Raw genomic sequence first — 20,173 nt, 5'->3', positions numbered from 1 at the left:
GGCCTGGCACGATGGCAGGGTGACCGCACCACTGAATCCGCCACCGCCGCCGCATGAACGTTCCGCACAGGATGCGTGGCCGCCGCCGGGCACCGGGTCCGAGGCGCACGGATCGCAGGCTCCCGGGTCTCAGCACGCCGAGTACGCCGCGTACTCCGGGCACGGCTGGTACGGGCAGGACGGGCCCGGCATGAAGACGGAAGTGCGGGAGGCCGGACTCGTCGCCGTGGCGGTAGCGCTCGGCGGGGTGCTGCTGGGTGTGCTGTGGTGGTGGCTCGCGCCGCACGTGCCGCTGGTCGGTGACGTGGTCGAGGGCAAATGGATCGTCTTCCTCAAGGACACCGAGGGGGAGCAGGCCGTCGGGGTCGACGGCACGTTCGCGTTGCTCGGGCTGGCCTTCGGGGCCGTCAGTGCCCTGGTCGTGTTTCTGCTGCGGCGGCGTGGGGGTGTGCCGCTGGTGGTGGGGCTGGCCGTCGGAGGGCTGCTCGGGTCGTTGCTGGCCTGGCGGATCGGGGTCTGGCTCGGGCCTGCCGAGGATGTGGTTGCGCATGCGCGGGACGTGGGGCGGGGGGTGACGTTCTCCGCGCCGCTGAAGCTGGGCGCGAAGGGGGCGTTGCTGGCCTGGCCGCTTGCCGCGCTGGTGTTGCATCTCGGACTGACGGCGTTGTTCGGGCCTCGGGATCCGGAGCCGGAGTTTCCCGACGGGCCGTATCAGGCACCGCCGGGTGCGTAGTGCTCGGCGTCGGTGCTGCTTGGGGGGCACGAAGGCCCGCGGCTGAGCGGCTAAGGGCGTCCGATCGGAGCCAGTACCGCCTCCGTCAGCTTCGCCAAGTCCTCCGGGGACAGTTCCACCTCCAGGCCCCTCCTGCCCGCCGAGACGCAGATGGTCCGGTGCGCGGATGCCGACGCGTCCAGCACCGTAGGGAGCTTCTTGCGCTGGCCCAGGGGGGAGATGCCGCCCCGGACGTAGCCCGTCGTGCGTTCCGCCAGGGCCGGGTCGGCCATGGTCGCGCGTTTGCCGCCGACCGCCGCTGCCAGGGCCTTCAGGTCGAGTTGGCCCGCCACCGGGACCACCGCGACCGTCAGCGCGCCGTCGATGTCCGCCACCAGGGTCTTGAAGACGCGGTCCGGGGAGACGCCCATCGCCTCGGCCGCCTCCTCGCCGTAGGAGGGGTGGGCGGGGTCGTGGTCGTAGGAGTGAACCGTGAACTCCACGCCCGCCGCCGTGAGGGCGACCGTCGCGGGGGTGCCGCCCGGCTGGTGCTGCTTCTTCGACTTCTTCGCCATTGACGTCCGCTTCAGTTGAGACTCGTCGGGCCGCGCGTCAGGTCCGACGCCGGCAACGACGGCAGATTACGGATGATGGCCGTCTCGGAGCGAAGGAGTTTCAGCTCGTCCCGCAGGCGGGAAGCCGTGTCGGGGGCCTGGAGCAGGCGTTGCTTGGTGGGGGTGTCCAGCATCATCGCCGCGGCCACCAGATACGACACCACGCCGGGCTCGTCCGGCAGGTCGGAGCCGGTCGTCAGGGACCGTTCCCGCGCGCCCGCCAGCCGCTTCTGGTACTGGCGGAAGGACCGCAGAACCCCTTCGGCCAACGGCGCCGCCTCGTCGCCGGGTTCCTCCGCCAGGGTCTCCAGCTCGGCCGTCAGGAAGGGGCCCGACTCCTCGACCGACAGCAGCCGCACCCGGGTCGTGCCGGTCGCCAGCACCTCGAACGAGCCGTCGGTCCGCTCCCGGATCGTCGCCGCGTCCGCGATGCAGCCGACCTTGTGGAACGCCTTGGCCGGGTCCGTGCCGAAGCCGGCGGCGGGCCCCCGCTCGGGCAGGGACGTGGGGTCGGGCATGCCGGGCGCGCTCGGGGCCACCTCGTGGCCGTCGCGGATCGCCACGACGGCGAACCGGCGCGGCTCGTCCTCCGGCGTCTTCAGCAGTTCGCGCATCATGGCGCGATACCGCTCCTCGAAGACGTTGAGCGGGAGCACGAGCCCCGGGAACAGCACCGAGTTCAGGGGGAAGAGGGGGAGCCGGACGGTGGTCACGACGCAAAAGCCTAATGGTCGCCGGACCGGACTCGTCCGCCCCGTTCACTCCGTGGATGCCCGGGCGGCCGGCCGGCTGCTGCGGACCGGATGTCGTCGCCTACCCGCAGGAAGTGGCCGAGCGGGTCGTCCGACACCTGGTCCCAGGGGAACGAGGTGGCGTACGGGCCGTTCAGGCGCAGCTGTTCCCGGGCGTCCGGCCAGCGCTCCAGGCACACCAGGACGAAGACGAGCAGGTTCCGCATCCGGGCCGGCCAGGGGTCGGCCGCCGGCAGGCGCGGGGACAGCGCGATCGCCCGGTCGGCGGCGGCGTCCAGCCGCTCCCGGGGCAGCACGGGCCCGCAGCCGTCGGTGAGATAGCCGAAGGCCGCCCGCAGCGGGAGCGCCTGGACGAGCGCGTCGGCGGGCGCGTCCTGTGCGGCCCGGTCGGCGAAGTCGAAGCACTCCTGGTGCGAACCGTGCCAGGACGCGGCCAGATAGCGCAGGGCCGACTCGTGGCAGCCGTAGTGGTGCGGGGCGCGGCGGACGGCCGCCGCCCACAGTTGCTCGAAGTAGCTGTGTCCGGCCTGGGCGCCGCGCGCGTGGTCCAGCGCGAGCCGCCAGGGCACCGGGTCGGCGTGGTCGGCCCGGGCGGCGGCCGTGATCAGCGGGCTGACCTCGCGCAGCATCTCGGCCCGGGCCGGTGACTGCCAGGCGCGGTCCACCGCCAGCTGGGCCCGGAGCAGCAGTGCGTCCGGGTCGTGCGGGGCGATGGCGAGCCAGGCGTCCAGCCAGTCGGGGCGCGAGCGGGCGAAGGCGGCCAGCCGGGTCACGTACCGGTCGCGCCGCTCCCACTCGGCCGCCGCCCGGGTTGCGCGGAGCAGCCCGGAAGCCGGTCCGTGGTCGCCGCGGGCGGCCGCGACCAGCGCCGGACTGAGCCGGGCGTCGGGCGCGTCGAGCAGCACCTCGTCGTCGGCGCGCGGCCCGCTGACGAGGTGGGAAGCGGTCCTTGTCATCCGGCTCGGGCGGATGAACGGCAGCTGCATGGCCATGGTGCCGACCATTGAAAGTCGGCTGGTCACGGCGGCGCCAGATCGTTCGGTGAACTCGCGGAAAGTTGTACGGCCTATGGTCAAGAGAACGTAAAAGTGTGACAGTTCAACAACGCTGGTCACGCGGGCATCATCAGTTACGTCGCAGCAAGCGGGTCGCTCCCGCCGCCACCGTCGTCGCCAGGATCCAGCCCAGCAGGATCATCGCCGTCGCCAGCCACTGCCAGCCGCCGCGCAACTGCCAGAAGCCCACCTGGCCCAGGTCGATGACCGGCAGCAGCAGATCGAGCGTGAACAGGGTGGGGTTCCACTCCGGATGCTCACCGCGCTTCAGCGGCGGATGCCCGGCCTGCGCGAAGGCGAACGAGCCCGCCGCCCACAGCACGGCCATCCACACCGCGGCCCGGCCCGGCCGGTACCCGTAGGCGACCGTCCAGTCCTGCGCGTAGCCCCACAACTTGGCGGCCGGCGGCAGGCTCTCCCGGTGCCTGCGCTGTTTGGCGAGCAGCACCTCGCGGGCGTCCTCGTCCTCCCCGCCGGCCCGCAGCACGGCCGCGAGCCGCTCGTACGGCTCCGGGTTGTACTCGGCGGTCGCCGCCGCCACCCAGTCCAGCCGCTCGGCCAGCGGGAACGGCCCGCGCGGCACGAGGTTCTCGTAGGCGAAGCCGCCCATGTGCAGCCGCCCCGGGCCGGGCCAGGCGTCCGCCCGGTCCATCAGGTTGACGATCTTCGCTCCCGACAGCACGACACGCCCGCGCGCGGGATGCTCGCCGAGGAACCGCAGCTCCGGCGTCTGCACCCGGCGCAGCGACAGCTCCTGGTCGTCGGTGAGGGTGAACCTGGCCCGCTCGAAGTCGACCGCGTCGCCGAACCGCCCGTCGTCCAGCCGGATCCCGCCCTCGCACGAGAACCGCTGGATCCGCGTCCCGCGCGCCGGGGTCATCCCGCTCATCGCCTGGGCGCCGACGCCCGCCGGGGTCAGATACAGGCTGCGCTCGACGGTCAGCTGCGGGGCGTTGAGAGCGAGCCGCTCGTACGGGTTGGCCAGCCGGGCGCCGCGCAGGCTCAGGGAGACACCGATGGTGGCGGCGCGCAGGCTCAGCTCGCCGTGCGACTCCAGCAGCTCGGCCTGTAAGTCCTGGCCGACGGTCAGGCCGTCCGCGGCGATCGAGCGGCCGCTGCGGTCCCGGTGCGCGATCGCCTGGTTGAGCATCAGGTCCGTGCCGATCTGCGCGTCCGTGAGCCGGATGCCCCGGTGGAACCGGCAGCGCGGCAGATGCAGATCGCCCTCCGTCTGCACCCGGGCGGCCTCCAGCCGCGGCACCGAGCAGTCCACCATCCGTACGGTCGTGAAGCGGGCCTCCGGCAGCAGCACGTCCTGCTCGAACCGGCACTGGCGCATCTCGACGTACGGCACCACCGTGCCGCCCGCGAGGTCCAGAGAGCCGCTGATCCGCACGCCGGCCAGCTTCAGCGACGACACCCGGCCGGCCAGGGCGGGCGGGCCGTCCAGGAGCAGCCAGCAGACGATCCGGGCCCGCACGGTCCGCTCCTCGCCCCAGGGGTGGCCGCCGTGCGGATCGTCCACCACCGGGTCGCCGCTGCTCAGGTCGTACACGCTGCCGTTGCGGAATGCCTGCCACATTCCGGCCTCGGCCGCCGTCAGGTCGTCGGGCACATCCCCGGCACGCACGCCGGCCCCCTCGGTCACGTCTCTTCCTTCCTCCCCGGATACTCGCGGGTCAGGTGCTTCGTACAGCTGTTCATGCCCGCTGGGTGACGCCCCGAACGCGAAACGTGAAGGGGATCTTCCGCGTGCCGGCGGCGTTCTGTATCAGCCATTGATACGAGCGAACGGCGCGTCATCGGGGTCTGAGAGAATTGAGCACGTGATCTCCCGAATCGATCTGCGCGGCGACGCCCTCCCCGAGGGCCCCGCCCTGCGTGACCTGCTGCCCCGAGCCGAGTTCGACGTATCGGCCGCCCTGGAGAAGGTGCGTCCGATCTGCGAGGACGTGCATCATCGGGGCGACGCGGCGCTGATCGAGTACGCCGAGCGGTTCGACGGGGTCAGGCTCGACCAGGTGCGGGTGCCGGCCGCCGCGCTCACGCGCGCGCTTCAGGAGCTCGACCCGGCCGTGCGCGCGGCCCTGGAGGAGTCCATCCGGCGCGCCCGGACCGTCCACCGCGAGCAGCGCCGCAGCACGCACACCACCCAGGTGGTGCCCGGCGGCTCCGTGACCGAGAAGTGGGTTCCGGTCGAGCGGGTCGGGCTGTACGCGCCCGGCGGCCGGTCCGTGTATCCGTCCTCCGTGGTCATGAACGTCGTGCCCGCACAGGAAGCCGGCGTCGAGTCCATCGCGCTCGCCTCCCCGGCCCAGGCCGAGTTCAACGGGCTGCCGCACCCGACGATCCTCGCCGCCTGCGCCCTGCTCGGCGTCGACGAGGTCTACGCGGCCGGCGGTGCCACGGCTGTGGCGATGTTCGCGTACGGCACCGAGTCCTGCCCGCCCGCCAACATGGTCACCGGCCCCGGCAACATCTGGGTCGCCGCCGCCAAGCGCTACTTCACGGGCAGGATCGGCATCGACGCCGAGGCCGGCCCGACCGAGATCGCGGTCCTCGCCGACGACACGGCCGACCCGGTGCACGTCGCATCCGACCTGATCAGCCAGGCCGAGCACGACCCGCTGGCTGCCGCCGTGCTCGTCACGGACTCCGCCGAGCTCGCGGACGCCGTGGAGAAGGAGCTGGCGCCGCAGGTCGCGGCCACCAAGCACGTCGACGACCGGATCGTCCCGGCCCTGTCCGGCAAGCAGTCCGCGATCGTCCTGGTGGACGGCATCGACGAGGGCCTGAAGGTGGTCGACGCGTACGGCGCCGAGCACCTGGAGATCCAGACGGCCGACGCGGCGGCCTTGGCCGACCGCGTCAAGAACGCCGGCGCGATCTTCATCGGCCCGTGGGCCCCGGTCTCCCTCGGCGACTACGCGGCCGGCTCCAACCACGTCCTGCCCACCGGCGGCTGCGCCTGCCACTCCTCGGGCCTGTCCGTCCAGTCCTTCCTGCGCGGCATCCACATCGTCGACTACACGCAGGACGCGCTGGCCGAGGTCGCGCACCACGTGGTCACGCTGGCGGAGGCGGAGGACCTGCCCGCGCACGGCGCGGCGATCAAGGCGAGGTTCGACTGGAAGGTTCCACAGGGCAAGTGACAGGCATCGACGATCTGCCCGTACGGGACGAGCTGCGCGGCAAGTCCCCCTACGGCGCGCCCCAGCTGGACGTCCCCGTACGGCTGAACACCAACGAGAACCCCTACCCGCTGCCCGAGCCGCTCGTCGAACGCATCGCCGAGCGGGTCCGTGAAGCGGCCCGCAACCTCAACCGCTACCCCGACCGGGACGCGGTCGAGCTGCGCACGAAGCTCGCCGAGTACCTGACGGACACGTCCGGCCACGAGGTCGGCCTCGCCAACGTCTGGGCGGCCAACGGCTCCAACGAGGTCATCCAGCAGCTGCTCCAGACCTTCGGCGGGCCCGGCCGCACCGCGATCGGCTTCGAACCGTCGTACTCGATGCACGGGCTCATCGCGCGCGGCACGGGCACCGGCTGGATCTCCGGGCCGCGGGGCGACGACTTCACGATCGACCTCCCGGCCGCCGAGAAGGCGATCGCCGAGCACCGGCCCGACGTCGTCTTCATCACCACTCCCAACAACCCCACCGGCAACGCGGTCCCGCCCGAGACGGTCCTCGCGCTCTACGAGGCCGCGCAGGCGGCGAAGCCGTCGATGGTCGTGGTCGACGAGGCGTACATCGAGTTCAGCCACGGCGACTCGCTGCTGCCGCTGCTCGACGGGCGACCGAACCTCGTCATCTCCCGCACGATGTCGAAGGCGTTCGGCGCGGCGGGCCTGCGCCTCGGCTACCTCGCCGCGCACCCGGCCGTCGTCGACGCCGTCCAGCTCGTCCGGCTGCCCTACCACCTGTCGGCCGTCACCCAGGCGACCGCCCTGGCCGCCCTGGAGCACACCGACACGCTGCTCGGCTATGTCGAGCAGCTCAAGGCCGAGCGGGACCGCCTGGTGCGCGAACTGCGCGCCATCGGCTACGACGTCGTCGAGTCCGACGCCAACTTCGTGCAGTTCGGCCGGTTCGAGGACGCGCACACGGCCTGGCAGAAGATCCTCGACCGGGGCGTTCTGGTCCGGGACAACGGCATCCCCGGGTGGCTGCGGGTGTCGGCCGGCACCCCCGAAGAGAACGACGCGTTCCTCGACGCGGTACGTGCACTGAAGAAGGAGCAGAGTTCATGAGCCGCACAGGACGCGTGGAGCGGACGACCAAGGAGACCTCGGTCCTCGTCGAGATCGACCTCGACGGCACCGGCAAGACGGAGATCTCCACCGGCGTCGGCTTCTACGACCACATGCTCGACCAGCTCGGCCGGCACGGTCTGTTCGACCTGACCGTCAAGACCGAGGGCGACCTGCACATCGACTCGCACCACACCATCGAGGACACCGCCCTCGCCCTCGGCGCCGCCTTCAAGCAGGCCCTCGGCGACAAGGTCGGCATCTACCGCTTCGGCAACTGCACGGTCCCGCTGGACGAGTCCCTCGCCCAGGTCACCGTCGACCTGTCCGGCCGCCCCTACCTCGTGCACACCGAGCCCGAGAAGATGGCGCCGATGATCGGCGAGTACGACACCACGATGACCCGGCACATCCTGGAATCCTTCGTGGCCCAGGCCCAGATCGCGCTGCACGTGCACGTGCCCTACGGGCGCAACGCCCACCACATCGTGGAATGCCAGTTCAAGGCGCTGGCCCGGGCCCTGCGCTACGCCTCCGAGCGCGACCCGCGCGCGGCCGGCATCCTCCCCTCCACGAAGGGCGCCCTGTGAACGGCATCTCGACCCTGCTGATCGTCGTCGGCCTGTTCCTCGTCGGCGGGATCTACTCCTTCGTCAAGCAGAAGATGCCCAAGGGCCTGATCGTGCTGCTCTCCATCGGCGCCGCGATGTGCCTGGCGGCCGGTGTCGTGAGGCTGGAGGTGTGGAATTGAGCGCCCCCCGCAAGAGCGTGGTCGTCTTCGACTACGGCTTCGGCAACGTCCGCTCCGCCGAGCGTGCCCTCGCGCGCGCGGGAGCCGACGTCGAGATAACGCGTGACTACGACAAGGCCATGAACGCCGACGGGCTGCTCGTGCCGGGCGTCGGCGCCTTCGCCTCCTGCATGAAGGGCCTGCGCGAGGCGCGCGGCGACTGGATCGTCGACCGCCGGCTGTCCGGCGGCCGCCCGGTGATGGGCATCTGCGTCGGCATGCAGATCCTCTTCGCCCGCGGCATCGAGCACGGCGTGGAGAGCGAGGGCCTCGACGAGTGGCCCGGATCGGTCGAGCCGCTCCAGGCCGAGATCGTGCCCCACATGGGCTGGAACACCGTGGAGGCGGCGCCCGGCTCGCAGCTGTTCGCGGGCCTGGACGCGGACGCACGCTTCTACTTCGTGCACTCCTACGCCGTCCACGACTGGTCGCTGGAGACCCACAACCCGGCGATGGAGGCCCCCAAGGTCACCTGGTCCACGCACGGCAAGCCGTTCGTCGCGGCCGTCGAGAACGGCGCCCTGTGGGCCACGCAGTTCCACCCCGAGAAGTCCGGCGACGCCGGAGCCCAGCTCCTCACCAACTGGATCGGAACACTGTGAGCAAGCTCGAACTCCTCCCCGCCGTCGACGTCCGCGACGGCCAGGCGGTGCGCCTGGTGCACGGCGAGTCCGGTACGGAGACCTCCTACGGCTCCCCCCTGGAGGCCGCCCTCGCCTGGCAGCGCTCCGGCGCCGAGTGGCTGCACCTGGTGGACCTGGACGCCGCGTTCGGCACCGGCGACAACCGCGAGCTGATCGCCGAGGTCGCCCGGGCGATGGACATCAAGGTGGAGCTGTCCGGCGGCATCCGCGACGACGACAGCCTCGCCGCCGCCCTGGCCACCGGCTGCACCCGCGTGAACCTCGGCACGGCCGCCCTGGAGACCCCCGAGTGGGTCGCCAAGGTCATCGCCGAACACGGCGACAAGATCGCGGTCGGCCTGGACGCCCGCGGCACCACCCTGCGCGGCCGCGGCTGGACCCGCGACGGCGGCGACCTCTACGAGACGCTGGAGCGCCTCAACAAGGAGGGCTGCGCGCGGTACGTCGTCACGGACATCGCGAAGGACGGCACGCTCCAGGGCCCGAACCTGGAGCTGCTGCGCAACGTGTGCGCCGCGACGGACCGCCCTGTCGTGGCGTCCGGCGGCGTGTCCTCGCTGGACGACCTCCGGGCCATCGCCGGCCTCGTGCCGCTCGGTGTCGAGGGCGCGATCGTAGGGAAGGCGCTGTACGCGAAGGCGTTCACCCTGGAAGAGGCATTGGAGACTGTGTCGTCATGAGCGATGCCGTACGGCGCGTGCAGAGCGGAAGTCCCTGGGAAGAGAGTTTCGGTTTCGCGCGCGCCGTGGCGGCGGGCGATCGGGTGCTGGTGGCGGGCACGACACCCTTCAAGGGTGACGTGCTGTACGGGGAGGGCGACCCGTACGAGCAGGCCAAGGCGGCCTTCACCAGCGCCCTCGAAGCGATCGGCGAGTTCGGGCTCGGTATCGGGTCCGTGGTCCGTACGCGGATGTATCTGGCACACACGCGCGACCTCGACGAGGTGGGCCGGGCGCACAAGGAACTGTTCGACTCCGCGCGCCCGGTCGCGACCTTCCTCGTGGTGGACGGCTTCGTCGACCCGCGCGTCCTGGTGTCGGTGGAACTAGAGGCATTCAGAGGAACGGTGGATTCATGACCCTGGCGGTCCGAGTCATCCCCTGCCTGGACGTGGACAACGGCCGGGTCGTCAAGGGCGTCAACTTCCAGAACCTGCGCGACGCGGGCGACCCCGTCGAGATGGCCAAGGTGTACGACGCCGAGGGCGCCGACGAGCTGACGTTCCTGGACATCACCGCCTCGTCGGGCAACCGCGAGACGACGTACGACGTGGTGCGCCGCACGGCCGAGCAGGTGTTCATCCCGCTCACGGTCGGCGGCGGGGTGCGTACCGCCGAGGACGTGGACAAGCTGCTGCGGGCCGGCGCGGACAAGGTCGGCGTCAACACGGCCGCGATCGCCCGCCCGGAGCTGATCCGGGAGATCGCCGAACGCTTCGGCCGCCAGGTCCTGGTCCTGTCGGTGGACGCGCGCCGCACCGAGTCCGGCTCCTTCGAGGTGACCACCCACGGCGGCCGTCGCGGCACCGGCATCGACGCCGTCGAGTGGGCGCACCGGGCCGCCGAGCTGGGCGCCGGGGAGATCCTGCTCAACTCGATGGACGCGGACGGCACCAAGGACGGCTACGACCTGGAGATGATCCAGGCCGTGCGGGGGCACGTGACCGTCCCGGTCATCGCCTCCGGCGGCGCGGGCAAGCTGGCGGACTTCCCGCCGGCCATCGCGGCGGGCGCGGACGCGGTGCTGGCCGCGTCCGTGTTCCACTTCGGGGACCTGCGCATCGGCGAGGTCAAGCAGACGCTGCGGGAGGCGGGCCACCCGGTGCGGTGACCCGCCCGTCGGGAGGCCCGGACCGCTGCCTCAGATCCCGAGCTGCTTCGTCTCCTGCAGCTTCGCGATCGCGTCCTCGTCGCCGTCCAGCTCGACCTCGGCCTTGCTCTGCCGGCCGTAGGAGAACAGCACCAGCTCAGAGGGCTCACCCGTCACCGTGACCACCGGCGCGCCCCGCTGGGCGACGACCGTCTGGCCGTCAGGGCGGCGCAGCACCAGGCCCGTCGGGACGCTGCGCCCCATCAGCCGGGCGGTGCGCTCCAGCCGGGACCACAGGGCGTCCTGGAACACCGGGTCGAGCTCGCGCGGCGACCAGTCGGGCTGGGCGCGCCGGACGTCCTCCGTGTGGACGTAGAACTCGATGATGTTCGACATCTCGTCGACCGGCTTGAGGGAGAAGGGCGAGAAACGCGGCGGCCCCGTACGGATCAGCTGGATCAGCTCCTCGTACGGCTTGTCGGTGTACTCCGCCATCACCCGGTCCAGGCGCGGCGCGAGCTGCTTGATCAGTATCCCGCCGGCGGCGTCCGGGCGGCGCTCGCGCACCACCACGTGGGCAGCGAGGTCCCGGGTGGTCCAGCCCTCGCACAGGGTGGGCGCGTCCGGGCCCGCGGTCTCCAACAGATCGGCGAGGAGAAGTCGTTCACGCTTGGCATGGGTCGACATGCGGCCCAGCCTACGACCGCCGATCAGGTCCGCACAGTGGACACTCCACCTGGCCTGTCAGTGGCGCGCGGCACAATGGTCGGCATGACCAGCACGCCCGCCCGTCGCCCGGCCACCACCCCTCACGGAGGCGCTTCGCGCCGCAGTGCTCCGCCCAGCCGTCTCGCCCCGGAGATCGCCGCCCGCCTCAAGCGCAGCGCCGACGGCCTCCTGCCCGCCATCGCCCAGCAGTACGACACCGGAGAGGTGCTGATGCTCGGCTGGATGGACGACGAGGCGCTGCACCGCACCCTGACCACCGGCCGGTGCACGTACTGGTCCCGCAGCCGCCGGGAGTACTGGGTCAAGGGCGACACCTCCGGCCACTTCCAGTGGGTGAAGTCCGTCGCCCTCGACTGCGACGCCGACACCGTCCTGGTGAAGGTCGACCAGGTCGGCGCCGCCTGCCACACCGGCGCGCGCACCTGCTTCGACGAGGACGTGCTCCTCAAGGACGGCGGCTCCGACGCCCCCGCCTCGGATCAGTAAGGTCAGCGGCCATGGACCTCGAGACGTTCCGCAAGCTCGCCACCGACCGGCGGGTCATCCCGGTCACCCGCAAGCTCCTCGCCGACGGCGACACCCCGGTGGCGCTCTACCGCAAACTCGCCGCCGAGCGCCCGGGCACCTTCCTGCTGGAGTCCGCGGAGAACGGCCGCTCGTGGTCCCGTTACTCCTTCGTGGGCGTGCGGTCGGCGGCGACGCTGACCGAGCGTGACGGGCAGGCCCACTGGCTCGGCGCCCCGCCCGTCGGTGTCCCCGTAGACGGCGACCCCCTCGCCGCGCTGCGCGCCACCATCGAGGCCCTGCACACGCCCCACCAGGACGGCATGCCGCCCTTCACCGGCGGCATGGTCGGCTACCTCGGCTACGACATCGTCCGCCGCCTGGAGAAGATCGGCCCCGGCGAGCGCGACGACCTGCAGCTGCCCGAGCTGACCATGCTCCTCACCAGCGACCTGGCGGTCATGGACCACTGGGAGGGCTCGGTCCTGCTGATCGCCAACGCGATCAACCACAACGACCTGGAGACGGGCGTCGACGAGGCCTACGCGGACGCCGTGGCCCGGCTCGACGCCATGGAGGCCGACCTCTCCCGCGCGGTCGCCCAGCCCCCGGCCGCGCTCCCGCCCTCGGAACTCCCCGAGTACACCGCGCTGTGGGGCGGGCCCGACTTCCAGGTGGCCGTCGAGGACATCAAGGAGCGCATCCGGGCCGGCGAGGCCTTCCAGGTGGTCCCCTCGCAGCGCTTCGAGACGCCGTGCACGGCGAGCGCGCTGGACGTCTACCGGGTGCTGCGGGCCACCAACCCGTCCCCGTACATGTACCTGTTCCGCTTCGACGGCTTCGACGTCGTCGGCTCGTCCCCCGAGGCCCTGGTCAAGGTCGAGGACGGACGCGCCATGGTCCACCCCATCGCCGGCACCCGCTGGCGCGGCCCCACCCCGCAGGAGGACCAGGCCCTCGCCGACGAGCTGCTCGCCGACCCCAAGGAGCGCGCCGAGCACCTCATGCTCGTCGACCTGGGCCGCAACGACCTGGGGCGGGTCTGCGAGCCCGGCTCGGTCGAGGTCGTCGACTTCATGTCCGTCGAGCGGTACTCGCACGTGATGCACATCGTCTCGACGGTGACGGGCCGGGTCGCCCAGGGCCGCACGGCCTTCGACGTCCTCACCGCCTGCTTCCCGGCCGGCACGCTCTCCGGCGCCCCCAAGCCCCGCGCCATGCAGATCATCGACGAACTCGAACCGTCCCGGCGCGGGCTCTACGGCGGCTGCGTCGGCTACCTCGACTTCGCGGGCGACTCCGACACCGCCATCGCCATCCGCACGGCCCTCCTCCGTGACGGAACCGCCTACGTGCAGGCCGGCGCCGGCATCGTCGCCGACTCCGACCCGGTCGCCGAGGACACCGAGTGCCGCAACAAGGCGGCGGCGGTCCTCAGAGCCGTCCACACGGCGAACCGGCTGGGAAAGGCCTGAGATGAACCCCGGGTGACGGTTCGCCCGGGGTTCAGGCGATAGTGGGGTACGTGACTGCTGTACCTCACCCCCGTTCCGAAACCGCCGGATCCGCCCGGGCCGGCCGCCTGAGCCTCGCCGTCGCGCTGCTGTGCGGCGCGCTCGGCGCGGCCGTGGCGCTGCTCGCCACCCGGCAGCGCTGGGCGGAGGGCACCGCGACGGTGGCCGGCGGCGCCTTCCCCCTGACCGCCAAGGGCAGCGACGTCACGGGCGTGCCCGCGGCGCTCGCCGTAGTGGGCCTCGCCGCGCTCGTCGCCGTCTTCGCCGTCCGCCGGGCCGGCCGCCTCGTCGTGGCCGGGCTGCTGGCGCTCTCCGGCGCGGGCATCGTCGCCGCCGCCCTGCTCGGCGCCTCCGACGGCTCGGCGCTCGACGAGCAGGCCGCCCAGGCCTCCGGCGACACCTCCGCCTCCGTGGCCACCCTCAGCCACACCGCCTGGCCGTACGTCGCGGCCGTCGGCGGCGTCCTGATCCTCCTGGCCGGGCTGCTCGCCCTGCGCTACGGCCGGCTGTGGCCCGCGATGTCCGGCCGCTACGAGCGGGGCGGCGCGCCCCAGCCGCGCCGCAAGGCCCCTGCCGTCGACCCCGACCGGCCCGAGGACCTGTGGAAGGCACTCGACCGCGGCGAGGACCCGACCGGGGCGTGAGCCACCCGGGGGAGCGGGGACACCCCCGCTCACGGCGGGCGCGCGGGTGCGGGACAATGGGCCCGAGCGTCCTGCTCAGACACGCACACAGCAACGAGGAGCAAGCAATGGCGGGCAGCAGCCACGGTCACACCCCGGCCGCCTGGACCGGTGTCACGATCGCCTTCATCGGTTTCTGCGTCGCGGGCGCGTTCATGGTGATGGACCAGCCCGTGGGCTTCTGGGCGGGCATGGTCGTCGTGCTCCTCGGCGGTGTCGTCGGCGCCGTCATGCGGATGATGGGCCTCGGCCAGCCGAAGGAACTGCACCAGCCGCACGCGATGACGGGCGACCGCGAGCCCGCGCGCGCCGAGGGCTGACCCCCGCGAAGCACCGCGTCGTCGCGTGAGGGGCGGCCGGCACTCGGGTGCCGGGGCCGCCCCTCACGCGTGCGCCGGGCACAATGCCTACCGTGAACGCCGACAGCCGAAGGGTGACGCCCAGCGCCCCGGCCCGCCTGGCCGTCCCCGCCGGGGTGCTCGCGGCCGTCGCCGCCGCGTTCGCCTACGTGGGCGCGGTCGACCCCAACGAACCCGGCCACTACCCGGCCTGCCCGCTGCTGCGCTACACCGGCCTGTACTGCCCCGGCTGCGGCGGACTGCGCAGCGCGCACGCCTTCGTCCACGGCGACTTCCCGGCGGCACTGCACGCCAACGCGCTCGCCGTCCTCGGCTATCTGGCCTTCGCCGTGCTGTGGACCGTATGGGTGGTCCACGCGGTGCGCGGGCGTGCCATGCGGATCGACCCCCGCCCGGGCCTCGTGTGGAGCCTCGGCGCGTTGCTGCTGGTCTTCACCGTTGTCCGGAACCTGCCCTTCGGAGGCTGGCTCCACCCTTGATCAACCGGCGGATGTCCAGGTACTGGGACCGGCGTCAACCGGATGCGAGGCCTACGCCCCGCTGCGGATACCATCGCAGTGACCATCGGTTTTCGATCGGTCGCTGGAACTGTCAAGAGTCTGGAAGGGGGCCGCTCGCGTGAGTGTGCTCGACGAGATCATCGACGGAGTCCGTGCCGACCTCGCGGAGCGGCAGGCGCGCGTCAGCCTCGACGAGCTCAAGGAGCGCGCGGCGAAGGCTCCCGCGGCCAAGGACGGCGCGGCCGCACTGCGCGGCGACGGCGTCAAGGTCATCTGCGAGGTCAAGCGCTCCAGCCCCTCCAAGGGCGCGCTGGCCGCGATCGCCGACCCGGCCGGACTCGCCGCGGACTACGAGGCGGGCGGCGCGGCCGTCATCTCCGTCCTCACCGAACAGCGGCGCTTCGGCGGCTCGCTCGCCGACCTCGAAGCGGTCCGTGCCCGCGTGGACATCCCGGTCCTGCGCAAGGACTTCATCGTCACGTCGTACCAGCTGTGGGAGGCCCGCGCCTACGGCGCCGACGTCGTCCTGCTGATCGTCGCCGCCCTCGACCAGCCCGCCCTGGAGTCCCTCATCGAGCGCGCCGAGTCCATCGGGCTCACGCCGCTCGTCGAGGTGCACGACGAGGACGAGGTCGAGCGCGCGGTCGACGCCGGCGCCCGTGTGATCGGCGTCAACGCGCGCAACCTGAAGACCCTCGAGGTCGACCGCGGCACCTTCGAGCGCGTGGCACCGGAGATCCCCGACCACATCATCAAGATCGCCGAGTCCGGCGTCCGCGGCCCGCACGACCTCATCGCCTACGCCAACGCCGGCGCCGACGCGGTCCTGGTGGGCGAGTCCCTCGTCACCGGCAAGGACCCCAAGACGGCGGTCTCCGACCTGGTGGCGGCAGGCGAACATCCCGCACTCCGGCACGGCCGGGGCTGATCTCCCGCTAGGCTTTCCCCGATGACTCTCACCATGACGACCGTGGACCGGTACGCCCGCCTCGCGCGCGGCTGCCGCCCCCGCGGCTGCCGAGCCCCCGCGCGCCGGGTCCACGGCCGCCGGGTCCGCTACGTCATCGGTGACGAGCCCGGGCAGGTCAACGGCATGCGATGGCAGCGCGCCCTTAGGGGCGCGGGGAACTGCGCGAGCAACCACACACGGCCCGCAGCCGACAGATGATCCCCGCCCCCACGGCGATTAGTGCATCCCACACACACTCACCGTGAAGGTTTCCGCATGCCCAGTCAGTTCTTCATCCCCGACCCGGAGGGTCAAACCCCCAACTCCGAAGGCTACTTCGGGTCATTCGGCGGCAAGTTCATCCCGGAGGCCCTCGTCGCCGCCGTGGACGAGGTGGCCGTCGAGTACGACAAGGCCAAGCACGACCCGGAGTTCGCGAAGGAACTCGACGACCTCCTGGTCAACTACACCGGCCGCCCGTCGGCGCTCACGGAGGTGCCCCGGTTCGCCGAGCACGCCGGCGGCGCCCGGGTCTTCCTGAAGCGGGAAGACCTCAACCACACCGGCTCCCACAAGATCAACAACGTCCTCGGCCAGGCACTGCTCACCAAGCGCATGGGCAAGACCCGGGTCATCGCCGAGACGGGCGCCGGCCAGCACGGCGTCGCCACGGCCACCGCCTGCGCTCTGTTCGGCCTCGAGTGCACGATCTACATGGGCGAGATCGACACGCAGCGCCAGGCCCTCAACGTCGCCCGCATGCGCATGCTCGGCGCCGAGGTCATCGCCGTGAAGTCCGGCAGCCGCACGCTGAAGGACGCGATCAACGAGGCGTTCCGTGACTGGGTCGCCAACGTCGACCACACGCACTACCTCTTCGGCACGGTCGCCGGCCCCCACCCCTTCCCGGCCATGGTCCGCGACTTCCACCGGGTCATCGGCGTGGAGACCCGCCGCCAGCTCCTGGAGCGCGCGGGCCGCCTCCCCGACGCGGCCGTCGCCTGCGTCGGCGGCGGCTCCAACGCCATCGGCCTCTTCCACGCCTTCATCCCGGACGAGTCCGTCCGCCTCATCGGCTGCGAGCCGGCCGGCCACGGTGTCGACACCGGCGAGCACGCGGCGACCCTGACCGCCGGCGAGCCCGGCATCCTGCACGGCTCCCGCAGTTACGTCCTCCAGGACGACGAGGGCCAGATCACCGAGCCGTACTCGATCTCGGCCGGTCTGGACTACCCGGGCATCGGCCCTGAGCACTCCTACCTCAAGGACTCCGGCCGCGGTGAGTACCGCGCGATCACCGACGACGCGGCCATGCAGGCCCTGCGCCTGCTGTCCCGCACCGAGGGCATCATCCCGGCCATCGAGAGCGCCCACGCGCTGGCCGGAGCCCTGGAGGTCGGCAGGGAGCTGGGCGAGGACGGGCTGATCGTGGTCAACCTGTCCGGCCGAGGCGACAAGGACATGGACACCGCCGCCCGCTACTTCGGCCTCTACGACACCGACGCCGAGGTCGCCGCCGACGCGGACACCGACACCGCCGAGATCGAGGGAGACGCCAAGTGAGCGGCAACCTGCAGCTGTTGAGCGACACCCTCGCCGCGGCCAAGTCCGAAGGGCGCTCCGCGCTCATCGCCTACCTCCCGGCCGGGTTCCCGACCGTGGACGGCGGCATCGAGGCCATCAAGGCCGTCATCGACGGCGGCGCCGACGTCGTCGAGGTGGGCCTGCCGCACAGCGACCCGGTCCTCGACGGCCCCGTCATCCAGACCGCCGACGACATCGCCCTGCGCGGCGGCGTGAAGATCGCCGACGTGATGCGCACGGTCCGCGAGGCCCATGGGGCCACCGGCAAGCCGGTCCTCGTCATGACGTACTGGAACCCCATCGACCGCTACGGCGTCGAGCGGTTCACCGCCGAGCTCGCCGAGGCGGGCGGCGCCGGGTGCATCCTGCCCGACCTGCCCGTACAGGAGTCGGCGCTGTGGCGGGAGCACGCGGAGAAGCACGGTCTCGCCACCGTCTTCGTCGTCGCGCCCAGCAGCAAGGACGAGCGGCTCGCGCAGATCACCGCGGCGGGCAGCGGCTTCGTCTACGCCGCCTCCCTCATGGGCGTCACCGGCACCCGCGAGTCGGTCAGCTCGCAGGCCGAGGACCTGGTGGCACGCACCCGGGCCACCGGCACGGACCTGCCGGTCTGCGTCGGGCTCGGCGTCTCCAACGCCACCCAGGCCGCCGAGGTCGCCGGCTTCGCCGACGGCGTGATCGTCGGCTCGGCCTTCGTCAAGGCCATGCTGGACGCCCCGGACGACGCGGCCGGTGTCGAGGCCGTCCGCACCCTGGCGGCCGGCCTGGCGAAGGGCGTACGCCGACAGGCGTAAGAAACCGGGTAGTCGTACAGGTCCCTCGTACGGGTGGACCTGGGGCCGGGGAGGCGCGGTGCGCCTCCCCGGTTCGTTTCCGGGGTGTGAGCGAGAAGAACCGTGAGGGAAAGCGCACCGCCCGGGAGAAGCTGGCGGTGGAGCGCGAGAAGCAGAAGGCCTCGGAGAAGCGCAGGCGCGCGCTGATCGTGGGTGGTGCCGTCGTGGCCGTCCTGGGGCTCGCGGCGGTGATCGGCGTCGTCGCCGCCAACGCGGGGAAGGACGACGACAGCGAGGCGGCGGGCCCGGTCGTGGTGCCCTCGGGAGCACAGGGCAAGGACGGCCTGGCCATCCCGGTCGGCAAGGACAGCGCCAAGTCCACGCTCACGGTGTGGGAGGACTTCCGCTGCCCGGCCTGCAAGGCCTTCGAGACGGCGTACCGGCCGGTGATCCACGAGTTGACGAAGGCCGGGCAGCTGAAGACCGAGTACCACCTGGTCACCCTCATCGACGGCAACATGGGCGGCAGCGGCTCCCGCAACGCGGCCAACGCCGCGGCCTGCGCCCAGGACGCCGGGAAGTTCCCCGCGTACCACGACGTGCTCTTCGACAACCAGCCCCAGGAGGTCGACGACGCCTACGCCGGCAACGACAGGCTGATCGAGCTGGCCGGCAAGGTCGACGGCCTGGACACCCCCGCCTTCCGCAAGTGCGTCGAGGACGGCACGCACAACAGCTGGGTCGCCAAGTCCCACCAGGCGTTCAACAAGGGCGGCTTCTCGGGCACGCCGACCGTCCTGTTCGACGGCAAGAACATCTACCAGGACCGGACGATGACCCCGGCCAAGCTGAAGCGGATGGTGCGGGAGCAGAACAAGGGGTGAAGGCTTTTCTCACCCGCCCGTTATGGACCCGTAGCCGGGCTGCCTGCCGCGCCCCCGGCCCGGCACGGTAGCGTCGACCTTGCCATGGAACTTGCCTTCATTCCCAGCCCGTCACGCGGGGTGCTGTATCTCGGCCCCATTCCGCTGCGCGGCTACGCGTTCTGCATCATCATCGGCGTCTTCGTTGCCGTCTGGCTCGGCAACAAGCGCTGGATCGCCCGGGGCGGGCGGGCCGGCACGGTGGCCGACATCGCGGTCTGGGCCGTGCCCTTCGGCCTCGTGGGCGGCCGGCTCTACCACGTGATCACGGACTACGAGCTGTACTTCAGCGAGGGCCGTGACTGGGTGGACGCCTTCAAGATCTGGGAGGGCGGCCTCGGCATCTGGGGCGCGATCGCGCTGGGCGCGCTGGGCGCCTGGATCGGCTGCCGACGCCGGGGCATCCCGATGCCGGCGTACGCCGACGCCGTCGCGCCGGGCATCGCCCTCGCCCAGGCGATCGGCCGCTGGGGCAACTGGTTCAACCAGGAGCTGTACGGCAAGCCCACCGACCTGCCGTGGGCCCTGGAGATCACGTCCACCGCGGACGGCCGGGTGCCGGGCACCTACCACCCGACGTTCCTGTACGAGTCGCTGTGGTGCATCGGCGTCGCGCTCCTGGTGATCTGGGCGGACCGCCGCTTCCGGCTGGGCCACGGCCGGGCGTTCGCGCTGTACGTCGCCGCGTACTGCGCGGGCCGGTCGTGGATCGAGTACATGCGGGTCGACGACGCCCACCACATCCTGGGTGTCCGGCTGAACGTGTGGACCGCGATCCTGGTGTTCCTGCTCGCTGTGACCTACCTCGTGCTGTCGTCGAAGAAGCGGCCGGGCCGGGAAGCCGTGGTGGAGCCCGGTGCGGAGGCCTCCGGCGGTGAGGCCGACGGGGACGCCGCCGCCGAGGACGAGGCCGAGTCCGGCAAGGACGAGGCGGAGTCCGGCGCCGACGGGGCCACGAGCGAGGCCAATGACGAGGCCGGGTCGGCGAAGAAGAGCTGACCGTCTGCCGTACGTGACCCGAGGG

25 protein-coding genes are annotated in these 20,173 nt (G+C 72.0%); 20 read left to right on the top strand and 5 right to left on the bottom strand.

The genetic code is table 11. From position 1 onward, the window contains the following. Window positions 1-19: 19 nt before the first annotated feature. Window positions 20-733, top strand: a complete 714-nt coding sequence (locus ACH4G3_RS27515) for an AAA family ATPase (RefSeq protein ID WP_397627027.1) — start codon at window positions 20-22, stop codon at window positions 731-733. 50 nt (window positions 734-783) lie between these two features. Here the strand turns inward: ACH4G3_RS27515 and ybaK are convergent, their stop codons facing one another. From ybaK to ACH4G3_RS27495, 4 genes are all read right to left on the bottom strand, one after another. After that, a complete protein-coding gene (gene ybaK / locus ACH4G3_RS27510) occupies window positions 784-1,287 on the bottom strand; it encodes a Cys-tRNA(Pro) deacylase (protein ID WP_397627026.1) in 504 nt (167 codons plus the stop codon). Window positions 1,288-1,298: 11 nt separating this feature from the next. Further along, complete coding sequence (locus ACH4G3_RS27505) at window positions 1,299-2,039, bottom strand: LON peptidase substrate-binding domain-containing protein (protein WP_397627025.1); 741 nt, start codon at window positions 2,037-2,039, stop codon at window positions 1,299-1,301. A gap of 11 nt (window positions 2,040-2,050) precedes the next feature. Next, window positions 2,051-3,082, bottom strand: coding sequence for a hypothetical protein (locus ACH4G3_RS27500; protein ID WP_397627243.1), 1,032 nt, complete (start codon window positions 3,080-3,082; stop codon window positions 2,051-2,053). Window positions 3,083-3,203: 121 nt separating this feature from the next. Next, window positions 3,204-4,781, bottom strand: a complete 1,578-nt coding sequence (locus ACH4G3_RS27495) for an oxidoreductase (RefSeq protein WP_397627024.1) — start codon at window positions 4,779-4,781, stop codon at window positions 3,204-3,206. Between the two features lie 178 nt (window positions 4,782-4,959). Here ACH4G3_RS27495 and hisD point away from each other — a divergent pair, with 178 nt between their 5' ends. From hisD to hisF, 8 genes are read left to right on the top strand one after another with little or no spacing between them, the layout of a single operon-like run. Continuing rightward, the gene (gene hisD, locus ACH4G3_RS27490; protein WP_397627023.1) at window positions 4,960-6,285 is read left to right on the top strand and encodes a histidinol dehydrogenase; all 1,326 of its coding nucleotides are present in this window, start codon (window positions 4,960-4,962) and stop codon (window positions 6,283-6,285) included. Then, window positions 6,282-7,388: a histidinol-phosphate transaminase gene (locus ACH4G3_RS27485; RefSeq protein WP_397627022.1), complete on the top strand. Its 1,107-nt coding sequence runs from the start codon at window positions 6,282-6,284 to the stop codon at window positions 7,386-7,388. The genes hisD and ACH4G3_RS27485 overlap by 4 nt, the downstream gene beginning before the upstream one ends. Continuing rightward, entirely contained in the window at window positions 7,385-7,978 is a 594-nt protein-coding gene (hisB, locus tag ACH4G3_RS27480) for an imidazoleglycerol-phosphate dehydratase HisB (RefSeq protein ID WP_003989586.1), read from the top strand. The genes ACH4G3_RS27485 and hisB overlap by 4 nt, the downstream gene beginning before the upstream one ends. Further along, complete coding sequence (locus tag ACH4G3_RS27475; RefSeq protein ID WP_010039417.1) at window positions 7,975-8,139, top strand: hypothetical protein; 165 nt, start codon at window positions 7,975-7,977, stop codon at window positions 8,137-8,139. Before hisB ends, ACH4G3_RS27475 begins: the two co-directional genes overlap by 4 nt. Continuing rightward, entirely contained in the window at window positions 8,136-8,780 is a 645-nt protein-coding gene (hisH, locus tag ACH4G3_RS27470; protein WP_397627021.1) for an imidazole glycerol phosphate synthase subunit HisH, read from the top strand. The genes ACH4G3_RS27475 and hisH overlap by 4 nt, the downstream gene beginning before the upstream one ends. Beyond that, a complete protein-coding gene (priA, locus tag ACH4G3_RS27465; RefSeq protein WP_397627020.1) occupies window positions 8,777-9,502 on the top strand; it encodes a bifunctional 1-(5-phosphoribosyl)-5-((5-phosphoribosylamino)methylideneamino)imidazole-4-carboxamide isomerase/phosphoribosylanthranilate isomerase PriA in 726 nt (241 codons plus the stop codon). The genes hisH and priA overlap by 4 nt, the downstream gene beginning before the upstream one ends. Then, complete coding sequence (locus ACH4G3_RS27460; protein ID WP_397627019.1) at window positions 9,499-9,900, top strand: RidA family protein; 402 nt, start codon at window positions 9,499-9,501, stop codon at window positions 9,898-9,900. Before priA ends, ACH4G3_RS27460 begins: the two co-directional genes overlap by 4 nt. Beyond that, window positions 9,897-10,652 (top strand): imidazole glycerol phosphate synthase subunit HisF, encoded by a 756-nt coding sequence (gene hisF, locus ACH4G3_RS27455; RefSeq protein ID WP_397627018.1) that lies wholly within the window; start codon window positions 9,897-9,899, stop codon window positions 10,650-10,652. Before ACH4G3_RS27460 ends, hisF begins: the two co-directional genes overlap by 4 nt. 30 nt (window positions 10,653-10,682) lie before the next feature. On the opposite strand, the gene ACH4G3_RS27450 is transcribed toward hisF, so the two are convergent. Next, on the bottom strand, window positions 10,683-11,318 hold the full coding sequence (locus tag ACH4G3_RS27450; protein WP_397627017.1) for a TIGR03085 family metal-binding protein: 636 nt from the start codon (window positions 11,316-11,318) through the stop codon (window positions 10,683-10,685). Between the two features lie 84 nt (window positions 11,319-11,402). Between ACH4G3_RS27450 and hisI the strand changes: the two genes are divergently transcribed. From hisI to lgt, 11 genes are all read left to right on the top strand, one after another. After that, complete coding sequence (gene hisI, locus ACH4G3_RS27445; RefSeq protein ID WP_397627016.1) at window positions 11,403-11,846, top strand: phosphoribosyl-AMP cyclohydrolase; 444 nt, start codon at window positions 11,403-11,405, stop codon at window positions 11,844-11,846. Window positions 11,847-11,857: 11 nt separating this feature from the next. Beyond that, window positions 11,858-13,339 (top strand): anthranilate synthase component I, encoded by a 1,482-nt coding sequence (locus tag ACH4G3_RS27440; RefSeq protein ID WP_397627015.1) that lies wholly within the window; start codon window positions 11,858-11,860, stop codon window positions 13,337-13,339. Window positions 13,340-13,380: 41 nt separating this feature from the next. Further along, entirely contained in the window at window positions 13,381-14,022 is a 642-nt protein-coding gene (locus tag ACH4G3_RS27435) for a TIGR02234 family membrane protein (protein WP_397627014.1), read from the top strand. A 107-nt stretch (window positions 14,023-14,129) separates the two neighbouring features. Continuing rightward, the gene (locus ACH4G3_RS27430; RefSeq protein WP_397627013.1) at window positions 14,130-14,381 is read left to right on the top strand and encodes an HGxxPAAW family protein; all 252 of its coding nucleotides are present in this window, start codon (window positions 14,130-14,132) and stop codon (window positions 14,379-14,381) included. An 83-nt stretch (window positions 14,382-14,464) separates the two neighbouring features. Beyond that, entirely contained in the window at window positions 14,465-14,899 is a 435-nt protein-coding gene (locus ACH4G3_RS27425; RefSeq protein ID WP_397627012.1) for a DUF2752 domain-containing protein, read from the top strand. A gap of 139 nt (window positions 14,900-15,038) precedes the next feature. Further along, window positions 15,039-15,848 (top strand): indole-3-glycerol phosphate synthase TrpC, encoded by an 810-nt coding sequence (gene trpC, locus ACH4G3_RS27420; RefSeq protein ID WP_037668094.1) that lies wholly within the window; start codon window positions 15,039-15,041, stop codon window positions 15,846-15,848. A 21-nt stretch (window positions 15,849-15,869) separates the two neighbouring features. After that, window positions 15,870-16,088 (top strand): tryptophan biosynthesis modulator TrpM, encoded by a 219-nt coding sequence (trpM, locus tag ACH4G3_RS27415; protein WP_397627011.1) that lies wholly within the window; start codon window positions 15,870-15,872, stop codon window positions 16,086-16,088. A gap of 57 nt (window positions 16,089-16,145) precedes the next feature. Then, window positions 16,146-17,432 (top strand): tryptophan synthase subunit beta, encoded by a 1,287-nt coding sequence (gene trpB, locus ACH4G3_RS27410; protein WP_397627010.1) that lies wholly within the window; start codon window positions 16,146-16,148, stop codon window positions 17,430-17,432. Next, window positions 17,429-18,247, top strand: a complete 819-nt coding sequence (trpA, locus tag ACH4G3_RS27405) for a tryptophan synthase subunit alpha (protein WP_397627009.1) — start codon at window positions 17,429-17,431, stop codon at window positions 18,245-18,247. The genes trpB and trpA overlap by 4 nt, the downstream gene beginning before the upstream one ends. An 86-nt stretch (window positions 18,248-18,333) precedes the next feature. Then, window positions 18,334-19,110 (top strand): DsbA family protein, encoded by a 777-nt coding sequence (locus ACH4G3_RS27400; RefSeq protein WP_397627008.1) that lies wholly within the window; start codon window positions 18,334-18,336, stop codon window positions 19,108-19,110. A gap of 84 nt (window positions 19,111-19,194) precedes the next feature. Then, on the top strand, window positions 19,195-20,148 hold the full coding sequence (lgt, locus tag ACH4G3_RS27395) for a prolipoprotein diacylglyceryl transferase (RefSeq protein WP_397627007.1): 954 nt from the start codon (window positions 19,195-19,197) through the stop codon (window positions 20,146-20,148). Window positions 20,149-20,173 lie beyond the last annotated feature (25 nt).

This window comes from Streptomyces afghaniensis (genome assembly GCF_044327915.1).
Lineage (GTDB): Bacteria > Actinomycetota > Actinomycetes > Streptomycetales > Streptomycetaceae > Streptomyces > Streptomyces afghaniensis.
The sequence above is the reverse complement of the archived record's forward strand: the minus strand, read 5'-3'. Positions and strand labels throughout refer to the sequence as shown.

Bases quoted from the DNA above. Each gene is read 5' to 3' on its own strand.
- ACH4G3_RS27500 (WP_397627243.1), bottom strand. From the start codon at position 3,082: ATGGTCGGCACCATGGCCATGCAGCTGCCGTTCATCCGCCCGAGCCGG.
- trpB (WP_397627010.1), top strand. From the start codon at position 16,146: ATGCCCAGTCAGTTCTTCATCCCCGACCCGGAGGGTCAAACCCCCAAC.
- ybaK (WP_397627026.1), bottom strand. From the start codon at position 1,287: ATGGCGAAGAAGTCGAAGAAGCAGCACCAGCCGGGCGGCACCCCCGCG.
- trpM (WP_397627011.1), top strand. From the start codon at position 15,870: ATGACTCTCACCATGACGACCGTGGACCGGTACGCCCGCCTCGCGCGC.
- hisI (WP_397627016.1), top strand. From the start codon at position 11,403: ATGACCAGCACGCCCGCCCGTCGCCCGGCCACCACCCCTCACGGAGGC.
- hisB (WP_003989586.1), top strand. From the start codon at position 7,385: ATGAGCCGCACAGGACGCGTGGAGCGGACGACCAAGGAGACCTCGGTC.
- ACH4G3_RS27425 (WP_397627012.1), top strand. From the start codon at position 14,465: ATGCCTACCGTGAACGCCGACAGCCGAAGGGTGACGCCCAGCGCCCCG.
- ACH4G3_RS27440 (WP_397627015.1), top strand. From the start codon at position 11,858: ATGGACCTCGAGACGTTCCGCAAGCTCGCCACCGACCGGCGGGTCATC.
- hisF (WP_397627018.1), top strand. From the start codon at position 9,897: ATGACCCTGGCGGTCCGAGTCATCCCCTGCCTGGACGTGGACAACGGC.
- lgt (WP_397627007.1), top strand. From the start codon at position 19,195: ATGGAACTTGCCTTCATTCCCAGCCCGTCACGCGGGGTGCTGTATCTC.
- ACH4G3_RS27450 (WP_397627017.1), bottom strand. From the start codon at position 11,318: ATGTCGACCCATGCCAAGCGTGAACGACTTCTCCTCGCCGATCTGTTG.
- ACH4G3_RS27460 (WP_397627019.1), top strand. From the start codon at position 9,499: ATGAGCGATGCCGTACGGCGCGTGCAGAGCGGAAGTCCCTGGGAAGAG.
- ACH4G3_RS27430 (WP_397627013.1), top strand. From the start codon at position 14,130: ATGGCGGGCAGCAGCCACGGTCACACCCCGGCCGCCTGGACCGGTGTC.